Origin of the sequence: Kribbella sp. CA-245084 (assembly GCF_050942355.1) — a bacterium.
Lineage (GTDB): Bacteria > Actinomycetota > Actinomycetes > Propionibacteriales > Kribbellaceae > Kribbella.
In genome coordinates this window covers 8,163,455-8,181,237 of record NZ_CP192053.1, presented here as the reverse complement: position 1 = coordinate 8,181,237, position 17,783 = coordinate 8,163,455, and the positions used below count along the sequence as shown (strand labels likewise).

Genomic DNA, 17,783 nt, shown 5'->3' with positions numbered 1-17,783 from the left:
AATGAGCATTGCTACCAAGAACACGCGCGGTCTGCTGGGCACCAAGCTCGGCATGACCCAGACCTGGGACGAGAACAACCGTGTCGTCCCCGTCACCGTGATCCAGGCCGGGCCCTGTGTCGTCACCGGTGTCCGCACCGCGGACCGGGACGGCTACGACGGCGTCCAGATCGCCTTCGGCGACATCGACCCGCGCAAGGTGACCAAGCCCCTGCGCGGCCACTTCGACAAGGCCGGCGTGACGCCGCGGCGCCACCTGATGGAGCTGCGCACCGCCGACGCCAGCGAGTACACGCTGGGCCAGGAGATCAAGGCCGAGGCCTTCGAGGCCGGTGAGCGGGTCGACGTATCCGCGACCAGCAAGGGCAAGGGTTTCGCCGGTGTGATGAAGCGGCACGGCTTCCACGGCCTCCGCGCCACCCACGGTGTGCACAAGAAGCACCGTTCGCCGGGTTCCATCGGCGGCTGCGCCACCCCGGGCCGGGTCTTCAAGGGCCTGCGGATGGCGGGCCGGATGGGCGCCGAGCAGATCACGACGCAGAACATCAGCGTGCACGCGATCGACACCGAGCGCGGCCTGATCCTGCTCAAGGGCGCCGTACCCGGCCCCAAGGGCGGTCTGGTGCTGATCCGCAACGCCGCGAAGGGAGCTGCGAAGTGAGCACCGTCGACGTCGTCGTCGTGAAGGGCGACAAGGTCAGCAAGAAGGGCTCCGCCGAGCTTCCGGCCGAGCTGTTCGACGTACAGGTCAACGTGCCGCTGATCCACCAGGTCGTGGTGGCCCAGCTGGCAGCGGCCCGTCAGGGCACGGCCAAGGCGAAGTCGCGGGGCGAGGTGTCCGGTGGTGGCGCCAAGCCGTACCGCCAGAAGGGCACCGGTCGCGCCCGCCAGGGTTCGACCCGCGCGCCGCAGTTCACCGGCGGTGGCGTCGTCCACGGCCCGGTGCCGCGCGACTACAGCCAGCGGACCCCGAAGAAGATGATCGCCGCCGCGCTCCGCGGCTCGCTGTCGGACCGGGCCCGCGACGGCCGCGTGTTCGTCGTCGAGAGCTTCGTGGACGGCGACACGCCCTCCACCAAGTCGGCGCTGAAGGTGCTCTCCCAGGTCACCGACCCGGGTAAGGCGCTGGTCGTGGTCGACCGCGCCGACGAGCTGACCTGGCTGAGCCTGCGCAACGTGCAGCACGTGCACCTGATCGCGGCCGACCAGCTCAACGCGTACGACGTGCTGTGCAGCGACGCGGTCGTGTTCACCAAGAGCGCGCTCGACTCCTTCGTGGCGGGTTCCCCGCGGGGCAAGTCCGTCAAGGCCGTCGCCACGTCGACTGAGGCCGAGGAGACTGCGTTGAATGAGGAGGCTGGGGCATGAGCCACGGAGTCAACAAGGACCCCCGTGACGTGCTGCGCCGGCCGGTCGTGAGCGAGAAGAGCTACGGCCTGCTGGACGAGCAGAAGTACACGTTCGAGGTCGACCCGGACGCCAACAAGACCGAGATCAAGCTCGCGGTCGAGAAGGTGTTCAAGGTCAAGGTCGCCGACGTCAACACGCTGAACCGCAAGGGCAAGCGCCGCCGGACCCGCAGTGGCTTCGGCAAGCGTCCCGACACCAAGCGGGCGATCGTGACCCTCAAGGGTGACGACCGCATCGATATCTTCGGAGGCCAGTCGTAATGGGAATCCGCAAGTACAAGCCGACGACCCCGGGCCGCCGTGGCTCGAGTGTGGCCGACTTCGTCGAGCTCACCCGTTCGACCCCCGAGAAGTCGCTGCTGCGTCCGCTGCCCAAGAAGGGCGGCCGGAACAACTCCGGCAAGATCACCACCCGGCACCACGGTGGCGGTCACAAGCGGGCGTACCGGCTGATCGACTTCAAGCGGTACGACAAGGACGGCGTGCCGGCCAAGGTCGCGCACATCGAGTACGACCCGAACCGCACCGCGCGGATCGCGCTGCTGCACTACGTGGACGGCGAGAAGCGCTACATCCTCGCCCCGTCGAACCTGCAGCAGGGCACGGTCGTCGAGAACGGCCCGGCCGCGGACATCAAGGTCGGCAACAACCTGCCGCTGCGCAACATCCCGGTCGGTTCCACCATCCACGCGGTCGAGCTGCGGCCGGGCGGTGGCGCCAAGATGGCCCGCTCCGCCGGTTCCAGCATCCAGCTGGTCGCGAAGGAAGGCCGGATGGCCACCCTGCGGATGCCGTCCGGCGAGGTCCGGATGGTCGACGTGCGCTGCCGCGCCACCCTCGGTGAGGTCGGCAACGGCGAGCAGTCGAACATCAACTGGGGCAAGGCGGGCCGGATGCGCTGGAAGGGCAAGCGCCCGACCGTCCGCGGTGTCGCGATGAACCCGGTCGACCACCCGCACGGTGGTGGTGAGGGTAAGACCTCGGGTGGTCGCCACCCGGTGTCCCCGTGGGGTCAGCCTGAGGGCCGTACCCGCACCCGCAAGGAAAGCGACCGCATGATCGTCCGGCGCCGCAAGGCCGGCAAGAAGCGCTGATAGGAGCCGGCCAGAATGCCACGCAGCCTGAAGAAGGGCCCGTTCGTCGACCACCACCTGGCAAAGAAGGTGGAGGTGCAGAACGAGAAGGGCACCAAGAACGTCATCAAGACCTGGTCCCGCCGATCGATGATCGTGCCGGACATGATCGGCCACACGATTGCGGTGCACGACGGCCGCAAGCACGTGCCGGTGTTCGTGACGGACGCGATGGTCGGGCACAAGCTCGGCGAGTTCGCACCGACCCGGACGTTCAAGGGTCACGAGAAGGACGACCGGAAGTCACGGCGTCGCTGACCCATGGTCAGTGACGAAGCGAAAGCAACCTACGGAGAGATTCGAACATCATGAGCGTTCAAGAGCGTAGGGCGATCAGCGCCCGTCGCGAGAGCCTGCTGGGCGAGCAGCCCGGGGCCTTCGCGGTCGCGCGCTTCGTCCGCGTGACGCCGATGAAGGCGCGCCGCGTGGGTGATCTGGTGCGCGGTCTGGGCGTCGACGACGCACTCGCCACTCTGAAGTTCGCCCCGCAGGCCGCTGCCGCGACCGTGTACAAGGTCGTCGACAGCGCCGCGGCGAACGCCGAGGGCACCGAGCACCTGAGCCGGGCCGACCTGGTCGTGGCCAAGGTCCTCGTGGACGAGGGTCCGACGCTGAAGCGTCACCGCCCGCGTGCGCAGGGCCGGGCCACCCGGATCGACAAGCGGACCAGCCACATCACCATCGTGGTCACCCCGCGCGTCACCGACGAGCCGGTCGAGAAGGCCCCGGCCAAGAAGACGGCCGCCAAGAAGTCCGCGGACACCGCGGAAACGGCGAAGAAGGCTCCCGCCAAGAAGACGGCCAAGAAGGCCGCCGACAAGGCAGAAGCCGCCGACAAGCCGGCCAAGAAGGCGACCGCGAAGAAGTCGGCCGCCAAGAAGGCCACCGCTGAGAAGAAGGAGTCCTGACGTGGGACAGAAGGTAAACCCGCACGGGTTCCGTCTCGGCATCAGCACCGACCACAAGAGCCGTTGGTACGCCGACAAGCTGTACAAGGACTACGTGGGCGAGGACGTCAAGATCCGTCGTCTGCTGAGCAAGGGCATGGAGCGCGCCGGCATCTCCCGCGTGGAGATCGAGCGCACCCGTGACCGAGTCCGGGTCGACATCCACACCGCCCGTCCGGGCATCGTGATCGGCCGCCGTGGCGCCGAGGCGGACCGCATCCGCGGATCGCTGGAGGAGCTCACCGGCAAGCAGGTGCAGCTGAACATCCTCGAGGTGAAGAACGCCGAGGTCGACGCTCAGCTGGTCGCACAGGGTGTGGCCGAGCAGCTGTCCGGCCGCGTGGCGTTCCGCCGCGCGATGCGCAAGGCGATGCAGACCACCATGCGTGGCGGCGCCCTGGGCATCCGGATCCAGTGCTCCGGCCGGCTCGGTGGCGCGGAGATGTCGCGGTCGGAGTTCTACCGCGAGGGCCGCGTCCCGCTGCACACGCTGCGGGCCGACATCGACTACGGCTTCTACGAGGCCCGGACGACCTTCGGCCGGATCGGCGTGAAGGTCTGGATCTACAAGGGCGACGTCGCCGGTACCCGCGCCGAGCGGGAGGCGCAGGCCGCTGCCCGCGCCGCCACCCAGCAGCGTGGCCGTCCGGCCCGCCGTGACGGTGGCGACCGCGGCGACCGTGGTGGTCGCGGTGGAGACCGTGGCGGTCGCGGTGGTGACCGTGGTGGTCGTCGCGACGACAACAACGCCCGGAACGACGCGCCGAAGGCCGAGGCCGCCCCGGCGGCCGAGAAGCCGGCCGCGACGACCGGAACGGAGAGCTGAACCATGCTCATCCCCCGCAAGGTCAAGCACCGCAAGCAGCACCACCCGGGGCGCTCCGGCGCCGCGAAGGGCGGTACGACGCTGGCGTTCGGTGAGTTCGGTATCCAGGCGCTGGAGAACCACTACGTCACCAACCGGCAGATCGAGGCCGCGCGTATCGCGATGACCCGGCACATCAAGCGTGGCGGCAAGGTGTGGATCAACATCTACCCGGACCGTCCGCTGACCAAGAAGCCTGCCGAGACCCGGATGGGTTCCGGTAAGGGTTCGCCGGAGTGGTGGATCTCCAACGTCAAGGCCGGACGCGTGCTGTTCGAGCTCTCCGGCGTTCCGGAGGACATCGCTCGCGAGGCGATGCGCCGCGCGATCCACAAGTTGCCGATGAAGTGCCGCTTCATCTCCCGAGAGGCAGGTGAGAACTGATGGCTACCCTGACCGCCGCCGAGCTGCGGAACCTCGGACGGGACGAGCTGATGACCAAGCTCGGTGAAGCCAAGGAGGAGCTGTTCAACCTCCGGTTCCAGGCTGCCACGGGCCAGCTGGAGTCCCACGGCCGGCTGCGCGCCGTCCGCAAGGACATCGCCCGCATCTACACGGTGCTGTCCGAGCGTGCGCTCGGTATCACCGAGGAGGTCGACGCCCCGGTTGCCGAGGCGGAGGCCGACGAGACTGCGGACGACAGTGAGAAGGCCAACGCATGACCGAGAACGTGAAGGACGAGACCGTGAGCACGACCCCCGAGGCGCGAGGCCGCCGCAAGACCCGTGAGGGTCTGGTGCTGAGCGACAAGATGGACAAGACCGTCACCGTCGAGGTCGAGGACCGGGTCAAGCACAAGCTGTACGGCAAGGTCATCCGCCGTACCAGCAAGCTCAAGGCGCACGACGAGCAGAACGCCGCCGGGATCGGCGACCGCGTCCTCCTGATGGAGACCCGGCCGCTGTCGGCGACCAAGCGTTGGCGCGTCGTCGAGGTCCTCGAGAAGGCGAAGTAGTTCCGGCTCCGGCCGGCAACCAATCGAAATTATTCGTTCCGCAAGGCTCATGTGAGTGAGAACCAGCGAGACAACCAGGAGATCAACAGATGATCCAGCAGGAGTCGCGACTGAAGGTCGCCGACAACACGGGTGCCAAGGAGATCTTGTGCATCCGCGTTCTCGGTGGCTCCGGTCGGCGCTACGCCGGTGTCGGTGACACGATCGTCGCCACCGTCAAGGATGCGATCCCCGGCGGTGGTGTCAAGAAGGGTGACGTCGTGAAGGCGGTCGTCGTGCGGACCGTGAAGGAGCGCCGGCGTCCGGACGGCTCCTACATCCGCTTCGACGAGAACGCCGCGGTGATCCTGAAGGCCGACGGTGAGCCGCGCGGCACCCGTATCTTCGGGCCGGTCGGCCGGGAGCTGCGGGAGAAGCGCTTCATGAAGATCATCTCGCTCGCGCCGGAGGTGCTCTGAGATGGCCCAGCAGAAGAAGCTGCACGTGAAGAAGGGCGATCAGGTCCGTGTGATCGCCGGTAAGTCCAAGGGCCTCGAGGGCAAGATCATCCAGGTCTTCCCCGACGACGAGAAGGTCATCGTCGAGGGCGTCAACCGGGTGAAGAAGCACACCAAGGTGCAGCAGGCCCAGCGCGGCGGCACCACCGGTGGCATCGTCACCCAGGAAGCCCCGATCCACGTCTCGAACGTGGCGCTTCTGGTCGAGGTCGACAAGGACGGCAAGAAGCAGAAGGTGACCACCCGCGTCGGCTACAACCGCGTCGAGGTGCAGAAGCGCCGTCCCGACGGTTCGACGTACACCGGTTTCCGGTCCGTCCGGATCGCCCGGCGTACCGGCGAGGAGATCTGATGAGCACGGCAGTTACCGAGACCAAGGTCCAGCCGCGGCTGAAGACGAAGTACCGCGAGGAGATCGTCGGCAAGCTGCAGGACGAGTTCAAGTACGCCAACGTCATGCAGGTGCCCGGGCTCACCAAGATCGTGGTGAACATGGGTGTCGGCGAGGCGGCGCGCGACTCCAAGCTGATCGACGGCGCGGTGAAGGACCTGGCCGCGATCACCGGCCAGAAGGCCCAGGTCACCAAGGCCCGTAAGTCGATCGCGCAGTTCAAGCTGCGTGAGGGGATGCCGATCGGCGCCCACGTGACGCTGCGCGGCGACCGGATGTGGGAGTTCCTGGACCGGCTGCTGGCGCTCGCGCTGCCCCGGATCCGCGACTTCCGCGGGCTGTCGCCGAAGCAGTTCGACGGCACTGGGAACTACACCTTCGGTCTGACCGAGCAGGTGATGTTCCACGAGATCAACCAGGACCGCATCGACCGGGTCCGGGGTATGGACATCACCGTGGTGACCACCGCGAAGAACGACGACGAGGGTCGGGCCCTGCTGCGGGCGCTCGGCTTCCCGTTCAAGGAGAACTGACGTGGCGAAGACAGCACTCAAGGTCAAGCAGGCCCGGAAGCCGAAGTTCGCGGTGCGTGGCTACACACGCTGCCAGCGCTGCGGCCGGCCGAAGGCGGTCTTCCGCAAGTTCGGCCTGTGCCGGATCTGCCTGCGGGAGATGGCGCACCGGGGCGAGCTGCCCGGTGTGACCAAGTCCAGCTGGTGACCGTCTCCACCCCCGAACTTCTCCCCATTCAAAATCTAGTCACCGTAGGTCGCCAGCCGGCGAAACCACGGCGGGAAAGAGGCCCCAGGCCATGACGATGACCGACCCGATCGCAGACATGTTGACGCGTCTGCGGAACGCCAATCAGGCGTACCACGAGTCGACCGCGATGCCGTACAGCAAGATCAAGCAGGGTATCGCCGACATTCTCCAGCAGGAGGGCTACATCGCCTCCTACAAGGTGGAGGAGCCCAAGGAGGGCGCCGTCGGCAAGACCCTCATCGTGGACCTCAAGTTCGGCCCGAGCCGGGAGCGCTCCATTGCGGGCGTCCGCCGGATCAGCAAGCCGGGCCTGCGGGTCTACGCGAAGTCGACCGGCCTGCCCAAGGTCCTCGGCGGCCTGGGCGTCGCGATCATCTCGACGTCCCAGGGACTGCTGACCGACCGTCAGGCGAAGAACAAGGGCGTTGGCGGGGAAGTCCTCGCCTACGTCTGGTGACGAAGAACCGGAAGGAGGACCACTGAAATGTCTCGCATCGGAAAACTCCCGGTCACGGTCCCGTCCGGCGTCGACGTCACGATCGACGGCCAGACGGTCACTGTGAAGGGTCCGAAGGGTCAGCTGTCGCACGTCGTCGCTGAGCCGATCGCGGTCGACCGCGACGAGGACGGCGCGATCGCCGTGACCCGTCCGGACGACCTGCGTAAGAGCAAGGAACTGCACGGCCTGTCCCGCACCCTGATCGCCAACCTGGTCACCGGTGTCACGGACGGCTACGAGAAGAAGCTCGAGATCGTCGGCGTCGGGTACCGCGTCCTGTCCAAGGGACCGACCCAGCTGGAGTTCTCGCTCGGGTACAGCCACACCATCACGGTGGACGCGCCGGAAGGCATCACGTTCAACGTCGAGGCGCCGACCCGGTTCTCGGTGATCGGCATCGACAAGCAGTCCGTCGGTGAGGTCGCCGCCAACATCCGCAAGCTGCGTAAGCCCGAGCCGTACAAGGGCAAGGGTGTGCGGTACGCCGGCGAGCAGGTGCGCCGCAAGGTCGGAAAGGCTGGTAAGTAACCCATGGCGATCGGACTGCGTCCGCACAAGCACTCCGCCAAGAAGACGGCTTCCCGGCTGCGTCGGCAGATCCGGGTCCGGAAGAAGATCAACGGCACGGCCGAGCGGCCGCGGCTGGTGGTCACCAAGTCCTCGAGGCACCTGTTCGTTCAGGTCATCGACGACGTGGCCGGCAAGACGCTGGTCTCCGCCTCCACCATGGAGGCCGACCTGCGCGGCGCCGAGGCCAACAAGACCGACAAGGCCAAGACCGTCGGCGGCCTGATCGCCGACCGTGCCAAGGCTGCCGGGATCGACTCGGTCGTGTTCGACCGGGCCGGGAACAAGTACCAGGGCCGCATTGCAGCCCTGGCCGACGCCGCCCGCGAGGGCGGGCTCGGCTTCTGATGGCGACAAGGGAAGAAGGTAGTTCGAAATGAGCGGAGGCCAGCAGCGTCGCGGAGGCGGCGCCGGTGGTGAGCGCCGTGGCCGCGACGGTGGTCGCGGTCAGCAGGCGGACAAGACCGCCTACATCGAGCGCGTGGTAGCCATCAACCGTGTCGCCAAGGTCGTGAAGGGTGGTCGTCGCTTCAGCTTCACCGCCCTCGTGGTCGTCGGTGACGGTGACGGCACCGTCGGTGTGGGTTACGGCAAGGCCAAGGAGGTGCCCGCGGCGATCGCCAAGGGTGTCGAGGAGGCCAAGAAGGCGTTCTTCAAGGTGCCGCGGATCCAGGGCACCATCCCGCACCCGGTCCAGGGCGAGAAGGCCGCAGGCGTTGTCATGCTGCGTCCGGCCGCTCCCGGTACCGGTGTGATCGCGGGTGGCTCGGCACGCGCCGTACTGGAGTGCGCCGGGATCCACGACATCCTGAGCAAGTCGCTGGGCTCGTCCAACTCCATCAACGTGGTGCACGCCACCGTTGAGGCGTTGCGCAGCCTGGAGACCCCGGAGGCCGTGGCCGCGCGCCGTGGTCTGCCGGTCGAGGACGTTGCCCCGGCGGCCCTGCTGAAGGCTCGGGCGGAGGTGTCGTCCTGATGGCACGCCTGAAGGTGACGCAGACCCGTTCCGGCATCGGTGGCAAGCAGAACCAGCGCGACACGCTGCGCACCCTGGGCGTCAAGCGGATCGGCGACACCGCCGTCCACGAGGACAAGCCTGAGGTTCGCGGTATGGTCCGTGCGGTTCGCCACCTCATCACCGTCGAGGAGGTCGACTGACATGGCGCTCAAGGTTCATCACCTGCGTCCGGCGCCCGGTGCCAAGACCGCCAAGACCCGCGTGGGTCGTGGTGAGGGCAGCAAGGGCAAGACGGCCGGCCGCGGTACCAAGGGCAGCAAGGCCCGCAACAACATCCCCGAGTGGTTCGAGGGTGGCCAGATGCCGCTGCACATGCGGCTGCCGAAGCTCAAGGGCTTCAAGAGCAGGAACCGGGTGGAGTTCCAGGTCGTTAACCTGGACAAGCTCGGACAACTGTTCCCCGAAGGCGGCGAGGTCGGCGTAGCCGAACTGGTCGCCAAGGGCGCGGTCCGTCGCGGTCAGCCGGTCAAGGTGCTGGGTGACGGCGAACTGACCGTGGCTCTGCAGGTCTCGGCGCACAAGTTCTCCAAGTCCGCCACGGACAAGATCCAGGCGGCCGGGGGAACCACGACCGAGGTGTGACACGTGGTCCAGGGCTCGTAACGCCCGGTGCTTGATATCCTGCGCCGGTCGGACGAGCCCTGGCTCGTCTCTTGCCCAGCGGCTTAGCTAGGCCCCTGCCGTGCCCGCGGCGAGGGAAACTTGTGGGAGGACAGGGTGTTAGGCGCCTTTGCCAACGCGTTCAAGACTCCGGACCTGCGCCGGAAGATCTTGTTCGTGCTCTTCATCGTCGTGATCTTCCGGATCGGCTCGGTCGTGCCGGCCCCGGGCGTGAACGTTCAGTCGCTACACACCTGTATCAAGATCTCGCAGGGCGGCGCGAACGCGAACCTCTACAACCTGATCAACCTGTTCTCCGGCGGTGCGCTGCTGCAGCTCGCGATCTTCGCGCTCGGCATCATGCCGTACATCACCGCCAGCATCATTCTGCAGCTGCTCACCGTGGTGATCCCGCGGCTGGAGTCGCTGAAGAAGGAGGGCCAGGCGGGACAGGCCAAGATCACCCAGTACACCCGGTTCCTGACCGTCGGTCTGGCGATCCTGCAGTCGACCGCGTTCGTGGCGCTCGCCCGGACGCCGGGCCGGCTGTTCCAGGGCTGCACCGAGCCGCTGCTGTACAAGGACGACTGGTTCACCATCAGCGTGATGGTGCTGACCATGACCGCCGGTACCGGCGTGATCATGTGGCTCGGTGAGCTGATCACCGACCGCGGCGTCGGCAACGGTATGTCGATCCTGATCTTCACCCAGATCGTCGCCACCTTCCCGACCCAGCTGTGGAGCATCCGCAAGCAGAAGGGCGTCACCACGTTCGTCGTGGTGATCGCGATCGGGTTGGTCATCATGGCCGCGGTCATCTTCATCGAGCAGGCCCAGCGCCGGATCCCGGTCCAGTACGCCAAGCGGATGGTCGGCCGGAAGATGTTCGGCGGTACGTCGACGTACATCCCGCTGAAGGTCAACCAGGCCGGCGTCATCCCGGTGATCTTCGCGTCGAGCCTGCTGTATCTCCCCGTCCTGGTCAGTCAGTTCCAGCAAGGCAAGGGCTGGTCGAACTGGATCCAGGGCAACTTGGTCAAGGGCGACCACCCGATCTACATGGTGACGTACGTCGCCCTGATCATCTTCTTCACGTACTTCTACGTCTCGATCACCTTCAACCCGAAGGAGGTCGCCGACAACATGAAGAAGTACGGCGGCTTCATTCCCGGGATCCGGGCGGGTCGGCCGACCGAGGAATACCTCAAGTACGTGTTGGACCGCATCACGCTGCCGGGCGCGATCTACCTCGCGGCGATCTCGATGATCCCGCTGGTCGCTCTCGTCCTGCTGAACGCGAGCCAGAACTTCCCGTTCGGTGGTACGTCGATCCTGATCATGGTCGGCGTCGGTCTCGACACGGTGAAGCAGATCGAGTCTCAGCTGCAGCAGCGAAACTACGAAGGGTTCCTGCGCTGATGAGAATGTTGCTGATGGGTCCGCCCGGGGCGGGCAAGGGCACGCAGGCAAAGGTGCTTGCGGATCGCCTGAATATCCCGGCCGTGTCCACCGGCGACATCTTCCGTGCGAACGTCAAGGACGAGACGCCGCTGGGCGTCGAGGCCAAGCGGTACATGGATGCCGGCGACTACGTCCCGGACGAGGTCACGAACTCGATGGTGCGTGACCGGCTGTCCGAGGCCGACGCCGGCGAAGGCTTCCTGCTCGACGGGTACCCGCGGACGCTGGCCCAGGTGGGCACGCTGGACGGGATCCTGGCCGACCACGGCCACAAGCTGGACGCCGTGGTCGCGCTGGTCGCCGATATCGACGTACTTGTCGAGCGGATGACCAAGCGGGCGCACATCGAAGGCCGGACGGACGATTCCGAAGAGGTCGTCCGGCACCGGCAGGACGTCTACACCGCCGAGACCAAGCCGCTGCTGCAGGTGTACGCCGAGCGCGGCCTGCTGGTGGAGGTCGACGGTGTCGGCGAGATCGACGAAGTGAGCGAGCGGGTGCTCGCCGCTCTCAAGACCGTCACCGAGTAAGACCGTCACCGAGTAAGTAAGGCGAGATGTTCAGGGACCGCGGAATCGAGATCAAGACCCGCGAGCAGATTCTGGCGATGCGCAAGGCCGGCCTGGTGGTCGGCCGCACGCTGGAGTTGCTCCGCGGGCAGGTGAAGGCCGGGATCAGCACCGGCGAGCTGGACGCGATCGCCGAGGACAACATCCGGTCCTCCGGCGCGACCCCGTCGTTCAAGGGGTACCACGGCTTCACCGGCTCGATCTGCGCGTCGGTGAACGACGAGATCGTGCACGGCATCCCGGGCGGCCGGGTGCTGGCCGACGGGGACCTGATCTCGATCGACTGCGGCGCGATCGTGGACGGCTGGCACGGCGACGCCGCGATCACCGTCGGTGTCGGCGAGGCCGCGGACGAGCTGCTCGAGCTCGCGCGGATCTGCGAGGAGTCGATGTGGCGCGGGTTCGCCGCGGCGCGGCTCGGCGGCCGGTTGACCGATATCTCGGCGGCGATCGAGGCGCACGTCCGCGCCAATTCGTCGTACGGGATCGTCGAGGACTTCGTTGGGCACGGGATCGGCTCGGCCATGCACCAGCCGCCGAACGTGCCGAACTTCGGTCGCCCGGGCCGCGGCCCGAAGCTGGTCGAGGGGATGGCGCTGGCCGTCGAGCCGATGCTCACCCTCGGCAAGCAGGACAACCACACGCTCGAGGACGACTGGACGGTCGTCACCGACGACGGCCGGTCGGCCGCGCACACCGAGCACTCGTTCACTCTCACTCCGCAAGGACCGTGGGTGCTGACCGCGATCGACGGCGGCGAGTCCAAGCTGGCCGAGCTCGGGATCAAGTTCGGCCCACTGGCTGATTGACGGACCGCTGGCGTCCACCCGTCGGGGGACGCGGAGCGGACCGTAGCTGAGGCACACTTGAGACATGCCTCAGTACCAGCCGTACCAGCGTTTCACCGAAGCCGACCGCGACAAGATCGCCGGACGGCTGCGGGATGCGTTCGCGGACGGCCGGCTGGATCAGCCCGAGTTCTCCTCCCGCCTCGACCGGCTCTACACCGTCCAGACGTACGGCGAGCTCGAGCCGCTGGTGCGGGACCTGCCGCCGGTGAGCACGTACAAGACGCCCGAGGTCGTGCAGGACACCAAGCCGGCGCCTGCGCCCGGTGACTTCCCGGAGCGGAAGAAGGACAACCACCCGCACAAGCGCGGGAACGCGATCGGCGGCTTCACCGGCGTGGTGTTGATCAACGTCGTGATCTGGTTCGTGATCGGTCTCGGCAACGGCGGCCACTGGCCGTCGTTCTGGCCGGTCTGGCTGCTGATTCCCTGGGCGATCATCGCCCTCGGCGGCCTCGGCAGGCGCCGTTGACGGCGGCCCCGGTCAGTCGCCGCGTCGCTGCCCCACGGCTTCGGCCGGATTGGGCGTGGCAGCTGCATCACGGATCTGCGGTCGTCTACGTGATCTGGTTCGCGATCGCCGTACCGCTGGCGATCGTCGGGTTGCTGCTGGAGCCGCGCTGGGTGGGCTGGTTCGTGCTGATCTGGTTCCTGGTGCTGATCGGGTTCACGCTGGCGCTGCGGATCGGTGACGGCCGCCGCAAGCAGGCGTGGGCCGACACGGCGCACCAGCTCGGCTGGCGGATCAGCGCCTCGGGGGAGGAACTGCGGGATCGTTGGCCGTTCCCACCGTTCGACGTCGATCCGCGTGCCGCGATCGTGGACGTGACCACGGGCCGGCACCGCGGCCGGGAGTTCTGGACCGGACGGTTCCGGCACAAGGTACGGCGACGTGAGCTCGGCTTCGACTTCCTCGACCTCCAGGTGGATCGGCCCCTGCCGCCGCTGCAGGTGCTGCCCGCGGGCCTTTCGCCCGTTGCGGCGGCGAGCCTGCTGCCGCTGCCGCTCACCCTCGACGGGCTGCCGGCGCAGTACCGCTTGTTCAACGGCCGCGAGGACCACGCGATGGCGATCCTGCACCCGCGGGCGGTCGAGGCGCTGGCCGACGTACCCCCGTTCGGCTTCAGCTGCGAAGGGCGGCGGTTCGTCGCGATCCTCCCGGCGTACCGCGATTCCGTCACTGCGCTCGCACAATTGGATGCAGCCTGTGATCTGCTGGATCTGATGCCCGAGCAGGTCTGGCGCGAGGGCGAGCAGTGGGCGGCCACCAATACCTGACCGGAGGGCTCGATTGGGTTTCGTGTGGGTGCGTGGCGTACACTTTTTCCTTGGCTCTTTGTAGCCATAGCCAGTCACGTCTACAGAAGTGCGAGGACATGCCCAAAAAAGAGGGAGTAATCGAACTCGAGGGCACCATCGTCGAGGCCCTGCCGAACGCGATGTTCCGTGTTGAGCTGTCCAACGGGCACAAAGTGCTCGCGCACATCAGCGGCAAGATGAGGCAGCACTACATCCGGATCCTCCCCGAGGACCGGGTCGTCGTGGAGCTGTCGCCGTACGACCTCACCAGGGGTCGGATCGTCTATCGGTACAAGTAAGACCCACCAACACCTGTCGAAGAAAGTAGCTCGATGAAGGTCAATCCGAGCGTCAAGAAGATCTGCGACAAGTGCAAGGTGATCCGCCGTCACGGCCGGGTCATGGTGATCTGCGAGAACCCGCGGCACAAGCAGCGGCAGGGCTGACAAAGCCCTACGCAGTACACAGGCACTTTCGCACCACAGCGCGCACGCTCATCCGGGAGAAGTTCCCGGATGTTGCCCCCGGAACAGAGGCCGGGGCCCTGCCGGTGAAACAACTTCTCACCGAGGCGGGCGGGGACGCGGCGCGCCACCACACCTCTGCCGACGAAAGGAACACCGCCACATGGCACGCCTCGTAGGGGTCGACCTGCCGCGCGACAAGCGCATCGAGGTCGCTCTCACCTACATCTTCGGTGTAGGTCGTACTCGCGCCCTGAAGACGCTCGAAGCCACCGGCATTTCCGGTGACAAGCGCGTCCACGAACTGGGCGACGACGAGCTGGTGAAGCTCCGGGACTGGATCGAAGGCAACTACAAGATCGAAGGTGACCTCCGTCGCGAGGTGACCGCGGACATCCGCCGCAAGATCGAGATCGGGTCGTACCAGGGTCGCCGGCACCGCAGCGGCCTGCCGGTGCGTGGTCAGCGCACGCGGACCAACGCCCGTAGCCGCAAGGGTCGCCGTAAGGCGATCGCCGGCAAGAAGAAGAAGTGACCCGGATGACCGTCGACCCCAGGAGCAACTGACCTATGCCTCCCAAGAGCCGCAGCGCGGCCGGCGCGAAGAAGGTGCGCCGCAAGGAGAAGAAGAACGTGGCCGCCGGCCACGCGCACATCAAGAGCACGTTCAACAACACGATCGTGACGATCACCGACCCGACCGGCGCGGTCATCTCGTGGGCCTCCGCGGGAACCGTCGGCTTCAAGGGTTCGCGCAAGTCGACCCCGTTCGCCGCGCAGATGGCCGCCGAGGCTGCCGGACGCCGCGCGATGGAGCACGGCATGCGCAAGATCGACGTCTTCGTCAAGGGTCCCGGCTCCGGCCGTGAGACCGCGATCCGTTCGCTGGGTGCGGTCGGCCTCGAGGTCGGCACCATCCAGGACGTCACCCCAGTCGCCCACAACGGATGCCGCCCGCCCAAGCGGCGCCGGGTCTGACCCCAGAGAGAGGAAGGTAGCGAACCATGGCCCGTTACACCGGACCTATGACCAAGAAGTCGCGCCGTCTCGGGGTCGACCTCGTCGGTGGCGACAAGGCGTTCGAGCGTCGTCCGTACCCGCCGGGTATGCACGGCCGCGGCCGCCCGAAGGAGAGCGAGTACCTGCTCCAGCTGCGCGAGAAGCAGAAGGCGCGTTACTCGTACGGCGTTCTCGAGAAGCAGTTCCGCCGGTACTACGAGGAGGCCTCGCGGCGCTCCGGCAAGACCGGTGACAACCTGCTGCAGATCCTCGAGTCCCGCCTGGACAACGTGGTCTACCGCTCCGGCCTGGCCCGGACGCGCCGGCAGGCCCGTCAGCTCGTCGTCCACGGTCACTTCACCGTGAACGGCGTCAAGGTGAACATCCCGTCGTACCGGGTGGCTGCTCACGACATCATCGATGTCAAGAAGAAGTCGGTCGAGACGACGCCGTTCATCATCGCCCGCGAGGCGCACGCAGAGCGTGTCGTCCCCGCGTGGCTCGAGGTGATGCCCGAGCGGTTGCGGATCCTCGTCCACCAGCTGCCGACCCGGCAGCAGATCGACACCCAGGTCGCCGAGCACCTGATCGTCGAGCTCTACTCGAAGAACTGACCGCGTGCCGGCCGGTGGCCCCAGGGCCGCCGGCCGGTCCGGTGTCTTCTTCACCCCTCGCGACCTCAAATAGTGGTCGTCGCGACAGAGAAGGAACACGAAGTTGCTTATCGCACAACGCCCCACCCTGACCGAAGAGGTCGTCGACGAGTACCGCTCGCGGTTCGTGATCGAGCCGCTGGAGCCGGGCTTCGGTTACACCCTCGGTAACTCGATCCGCCGGACCCTGCTGTCCTCCATCCCGGGTGCAGCCGTCACCAGCATCAAGATCGACGGTGTCCTGCACGAGTTCTCGACCGTTGCCGGGGTCAAGGAAGACGCCACCCAGCTGATCCTGAACCTGAAGGACCTGGTCGTCTCGTCCGAGCACGACGAGCCGGTCACCATGTACCTGCGCAAGCAGGGCCCCGGTGACGTGACCGCCGCCGACATCGCGCCGCCGGCCGGTGTCGAGGTGCACAACCCGGACCTGAAGATCGCCACCCTGAACGAGAAGGGCCGGCTCGAGATGGAGCTGGTCGTCGAGCGCGGCCGCGGTTACGTGTCCGCCGTACAGAACAAGTCCGCCGACGCCGAGATCGGCCGGATGCCGGTCGACTCGATCTACTCGCCGGTGATGAAGGTGACCTACAAGGTCGAGGCCACCCGTGTCGAGCAGCGCACCGACTTCGACCGCCTCGTGGTCGACGTCGAGACCAAGCAGTCGATGCTGCCCCGCGACGCCGTCGCGTCGGCCGGTAAGACCCTGGTCGAGCTGTTCGGTCTGGCTCGCGAGCTGAACGTCGAGGCCGAGGGCATCGACATCGGCCCGTCGCCGGTGGACGAGCAGATGGCCGCCGACCTGGCCCTGCCGGTCGAGGACCTGCAGCTGACCGTCCGGTCGTACAACTGCCTGAAGCGCGAGGGCATCCACACCGTGGGTGAGCTGATCTCGCGCAGCGAGCAGGACCTGCTGGACATCCGCAACTTCGGTTCCAAGTCCATCGACGAGGTCAAGCTGAAGCTGGCCGAGATGCAACTGTCGCTGAAGGACTCCCCGCCCGGGTTCGACCTCCGCGCCGCGTCCGGTGCCTACGGCAACGAGGCGGACGACGAGGACGAGAGCTTCGCCGAGACCGAGCAGTACTGAGCTGACCAAGGCCCGTCGGGCCCAATCCCAACGGCTCGACGAGCCTGAGATTTCTGGAGTATGAGATGCCTACCCCCACCAAGGGTGCCCGGCTGGGCGGCAGCCCGGCGCACGAGAAGCTGATCCTCAGCAACCTCGCGACGTCGCTGTTCGAGCACGGCGCCATCACCACCACCGCGGCCAAGGCCAAGCGCCTGCAGCCGCTGGCGGAGCAGATGATCACCAAGGCGAAGCGTGGTGACCTGAACTCGCGCCGTCAGGTGATGAAGCGGATCAAGGACAAGAGCATCGTGCACGTGCTCTTCACCGAGATCGGCGAGCGGTACGCCGACCGTCCGGGTGGCTACACCCGGATCACCAAGCTCGGCCCGCGCAAGGGCGACAACGCCCCGATGGCGAAGATCGAGCTGGTCGAGGCGCTGGCCGACTCGCCGAAGGCGAAGAAGACCGCCAAGAAGGCTCCGGCCAAGAAGGCGGCCGCTCCGAAGGCCGAGGAGAAGGCCGACGAGCCGCAGGACGAGAAGGTCCAGGACGTCGTGGCCGGGAAGTTCGACAACTCCGCCGCCCCGCTCGAGGACGGCTCCGCGCCCGAGGGCTTCACCATCAAGGGCAACGAGAACTCGATGAAGTTCCACACCACCGAGTCGCCGTGGTACGACCAGACGGTCGCCGAGGTCTGGTTCAAGACCGAGGCGGACGCCGAGGCCGCGGGCTTCGCCAAGGCCGGCGAGACCGAGGACGACGACAAGTAAGCACT

The 17,783-nt window shown here is 67.0% G+C and carries 32 protein-coding genes; all 32 read left to right on the top strand.

Going from position 1 to position 17,783, the window contains the following annotated elements; all coding sequences use genetic code 11:
• The first annotated feature begins 1 nt into the window (after position 1).
• The 32 genes from rplC (at position 2) to rplQ (ending at position 17,778) form a co-directional block, all read left to right on the top strand.
• Positions 2–661 (top strand): 50S ribosomal protein L3, encoded by a 660-nt coding sequence (gene rplC, locus ACQPYH_RS39195; protein WP_130441504.1) that lies wholly within the window; start codon positions 2–4, stop codon positions 659–661.
• The gene (rplD, locus tag ACQPYH_RS39190; RefSeq protein WP_432882295.1) at positions 658–1,368 is read left to right on the top strand and encodes a 50S ribosomal protein L4; all 711 of its coding nucleotides are present in this window, start codon (positions 658–660) and stop codon (positions 1,366–1,368) included. The genes rplC and rplD overlap by 4 nt, the downstream gene beginning before the upstream one ends.
• Complete coding sequence (rplW, locus tag ACQPYH_RS39185; RefSeq protein ID WP_130441500.1) at positions 1,365–1,670, top strand: 50S ribosomal protein L23; 306 nt, start codon at positions 1,365–1,367, stop codon at positions 1,668–1,670. The genes rplD and rplW overlap by 4 nt, the downstream gene beginning before the upstream one ends.
• Positions 1,670–2,503 (top strand): 50S ribosomal protein L2, encoded by an 834-nt coding sequence (rplB, locus tag ACQPYH_RS39180; RefSeq protein WP_130441498.1) that lies wholly within the window; start codon positions 1,670–1,672, stop codon positions 2,501–2,503. The genes rplW and rplB overlap by 1 nt, the downstream gene beginning before the upstream one ends.
• Before the next feature lie 15 nt (positions 2,504–2,518).
• Positions 2,519–2,800, top strand: coding sequence for a 30S ribosomal protein S19 (rpsS, locus tag ACQPYH_RS39175; RefSeq protein WP_130441496.1), 282 nt, complete (start codon positions 2,519–2,521; stop codon positions 2,798–2,800).
• Between the two features lie 50 nt (positions 2,801–2,850).
• Complete coding sequence (rplV, locus tag ACQPYH_RS39170; RefSeq protein ID WP_432882290.1) at positions 2,851–3,450, top strand: 50S ribosomal protein L22; 600 nt, start codon at positions 2,851–2,853, stop codon at positions 3,448–3,450.
• Between the two features lies 1 nt (position 3,451).
• Positions 3,452–4,315 (top strand): 30S ribosomal protein S3, encoded by an 864-nt coding sequence (gene rpsC / locus ACQPYH_RS39165; protein ID WP_130441492.1) that lies wholly within the window; start codon positions 3,452–3,454, stop codon positions 4,313–4,315.
• 3 nt (positions 4,316–4,318) lie between these two features.
• The gene (gene rplP, locus ACQPYH_RS39160; RefSeq protein WP_130441490.1) at positions 4,319–4,738 is read left to right on the top strand and encodes a 50S ribosomal protein L16; all 420 of its coding nucleotides are present in this window, start codon (positions 4,319–4,321) and stop codon (positions 4,736–4,738) included.
• Entirely contained in the window at positions 4,738–5,016 is a 279-nt protein-coding gene (rpmC, locus tag ACQPYH_RS39155) for a 50S ribosomal protein L29 (RefSeq protein WP_130441488.1), read from the top strand. The genes rplP and rpmC overlap by 1 nt, the downstream gene beginning before the upstream one ends.
• Positions 5,013–5,309 (top strand): 30S ribosomal protein S17, encoded by a 297-nt coding sequence (rpsQ, locus tag ACQPYH_RS39150; protein ID WP_130441486.1) that lies wholly within the window; start codon positions 5,013–5,015, stop codon positions 5,307–5,309. The genes rpmC and rpsQ overlap by 4 nt, the downstream gene beginning before the upstream one ends.
• A gap of 89 nt (positions 5,310–5,398) precedes the next feature.
• Entirely contained in the window at positions 5,399–5,767 is a 369-nt protein-coding gene (rplN, locus tag ACQPYH_RS39145) for a 50S ribosomal protein L14 (RefSeq protein ID WP_012923677.1), read from the top strand.
• A gap of 1 nt (position 5,768) precedes the next feature.
• On the top strand, positions 5,769–6,158 hold the full coding sequence (rplX, locus tag ACQPYH_RS39140) for a 50S ribosomal protein L24 (protein WP_130441484.1): 390 nt from the start codon (positions 5,769–5,771) through the stop codon (positions 6,156–6,158).
• Positions 6,158–6,730 (top strand): 50S ribosomal protein L5, encoded by a 573-nt coding sequence (rplE, locus tag ACQPYH_RS39135; protein WP_130441482.1) that lies wholly within the window; start codon positions 6,158–6,160, stop codon positions 6,728–6,730. The genes rplX and rplE overlap by 1 nt, the downstream gene beginning before the upstream one ends.
• 1 nt (position 6,731) lies before the next feature.
• On the top strand, positions 6,732–6,917 hold the full coding sequence (locus ACQPYH_RS39130) for a type Z 30S ribosomal protein S14 (RefSeq protein WP_012923674.1): 186 nt from the start codon (positions 6,732–6,734) through the stop codon (positions 6,915–6,917).
• A gap of 91 nt (positions 6,918–7,008) precedes the next feature.
• Complete coding sequence (gene rpsH, locus ACQPYH_RS39125; RefSeq protein ID WP_130441480.1) at positions 7,009–7,416, top strand: 30S ribosomal protein S8; 408 nt, start codon at positions 7,009–7,011, stop codon at positions 7,414–7,416.
• Between the two features lie 27 nt (positions 7,417–7,443).
• The gene (gene rplF / locus ACQPYH_RS39120) at positions 7,444–7,986 is read left to right on the top strand and encodes a 50S ribosomal protein L6 (protein ID WP_130441478.1); all 543 of its coding nucleotides are present in this window, start codon (positions 7,444–7,446) and stop codon (positions 7,984–7,986) included.
• Positions 7,987–7,989: 3 nt separating this feature from the next.
• Entirely contained in the window at positions 7,990–8,373 is a 384-nt protein-coding gene (gene rplR / locus ACQPYH_RS39115) for a 50S ribosomal protein L18 (protein ID WP_130441476.1), read from the top strand.
• A 28-nt stretch (positions 8,374–8,401) separates the two neighbouring features.
• Positions 8,402–9,001: a 30S ribosomal protein S5 gene (gene rpsE / locus ACQPYH_RS39110; RefSeq protein WP_432882281.1), complete on the top strand. Its 600-nt coding sequence runs from the start codon at positions 8,402–8,404 to the stop codon at positions 8,999–9,001.
• Positions 9,001–9,183 carry a 50S ribosomal protein L30 gene (rpmD, locus tag ACQPYH_RS39105; protein ID WP_020388092.1) on the top strand — a complete coding sequence of 61 codons (183 nt, stop codon included), beginning with the start codon at positions 9,001–9,003 and terminating at the stop codon, positions 9,181–9,183. The genes rpsE and rpmD overlap by 1 nt, the downstream gene beginning before the upstream one ends.
• A gap of 1 nt (position 9,184) precedes the next feature.
• Positions 9,185–9,625 (top strand): 50S ribosomal protein L15, encoded by a 441-nt coding sequence (gene rplO / locus ACQPYH_RS39100; RefSeq protein ID WP_130441472.1) that lies wholly within the window; start codon positions 9,185–9,187, stop codon positions 9,623–9,625.
• 135 nt (positions 9,626–9,760) lie between these two features.
• The gene (gene secY, locus ACQPYH_RS39095; protein WP_432882278.1) at positions 9,761–11,062 is read left to right on the top strand and encodes a preprotein translocase subunit SecY; all 1,302 of its coding nucleotides are present in this window, start codon (positions 9,761–9,763) and stop codon (positions 11,060–11,062) included.
• Entirely contained in the window at positions 11,062–11,634 is a 573-nt protein-coding gene (locus ACQPYH_RS39090) for an adenylate kinase (protein ID WP_432882275.1), read from the top strand. The genes secY and ACQPYH_RS39090 overlap by 1 nt, the downstream gene beginning before the upstream one ends.
• Before the next feature lie 26 nt (positions 11,635–11,660).
• Entirely contained in the window at positions 11,661–12,482 is an 822-nt protein-coding gene (gene map / locus ACQPYH_RS39085) for a type I methionyl aminopeptidase (RefSeq protein ID WP_432882272.1), read from the top strand.
• A 64-nt stretch (positions 12,483–12,546) separates the two neighbouring features.
• On the top strand, positions 12,547–12,993 hold the full coding sequence (locus tag ACQPYH_RS39080; RefSeq protein ID WP_432882270.1) for a DUF1707 SHOCT-like domain-containing protein: 447 nt from the start codon (positions 12,547–12,549) through the stop codon (positions 12,991–12,993).
• A gap of 89 nt (positions 12,994–13,082) precedes the next feature.
• Positions 13,083–13,799: a hypothetical protein gene (locus tag ACQPYH_RS39075; protein WP_432882268.1), complete on the top strand. Its 717-nt coding sequence runs from the start codon at positions 13,083–13,085 to the stop codon at positions 13,797–13,799.
• Positions 13,800–13,897: 98 nt separating this feature from the next.
• Complete coding sequence (gene infA, locus ACQPYH_RS39070) at positions 13,898–14,119, top strand: translation initiation factor IF-1 (RefSeq protein ID WP_012923661.1); 222 nt, start codon at positions 13,898–13,900, stop codon at positions 14,117–14,119.
• A gap of 33 nt (positions 14,120–14,152) precedes the next feature.
• Positions 14,153–14,266 (top strand): 50S ribosomal protein L36, encoded by a 114-nt coding sequence (gene rpmJ, locus ACQPYH_RS39065; protein WP_008361054.1) that lies wholly within the window; start codon positions 14,153–14,155, stop codon positions 14,264–14,266.
• Between the two features lie 181 nt (positions 14,267–14,447).
• Positions 14,448–14,819: a 30S ribosomal protein S13 gene (gene rpsM, locus ACQPYH_RS39060; protein ID WP_130441462.1), complete on the top strand. Its 372-nt coding sequence runs from the start codon at positions 14,448–14,450 to the stop codon at positions 14,817–14,819.
• Positions 14,820–14,854: 35 nt separating this feature from the next.
• Positions 14,855–15,262, top strand: coding sequence for a 30S ribosomal protein S11 (rpsK, locus tag ACQPYH_RS39055; protein ID WP_130384622.1), 408 nt, complete (start codon positions 14,855–14,857; stop codon positions 15,260–15,262).
• 26 nt (positions 15,263–15,288) lie between these two features.
• On the top strand, positions 15,289–15,897 hold the full coding sequence (gene rpsD, locus ACQPYH_RS39050; protein ID WP_130441460.1) for a 30S ribosomal protein S4: 609 nt from the start codon (positions 15,289–15,291) through the stop codon (positions 15,895–15,897).
• Between the two features lie 103 nt (positions 15,898–16,000).
• On the top strand, positions 16,001–17,026 hold the full coding sequence (locus ACQPYH_RS39045) for a DNA-directed RNA polymerase subunit alpha (protein WP_432882260.1): 1,026 nt from the start codon (positions 16,001–16,003) through the stop codon (positions 17,024–17,026).
• A gap of 65 nt (positions 17,027–17,091) precedes the next feature.
• Positions 17,092–17,778, top strand: a complete 687-nt coding sequence (gene rplQ / locus ACQPYH_RS39040; protein ID WP_432882258.1) for a 50S ribosomal protein L17, sunset domain variant — start codon at positions 17,092–17,094, stop codon at positions 17,776–17,778.
• Positions 17,779–17,783 lie beyond the last annotated feature (5 nt).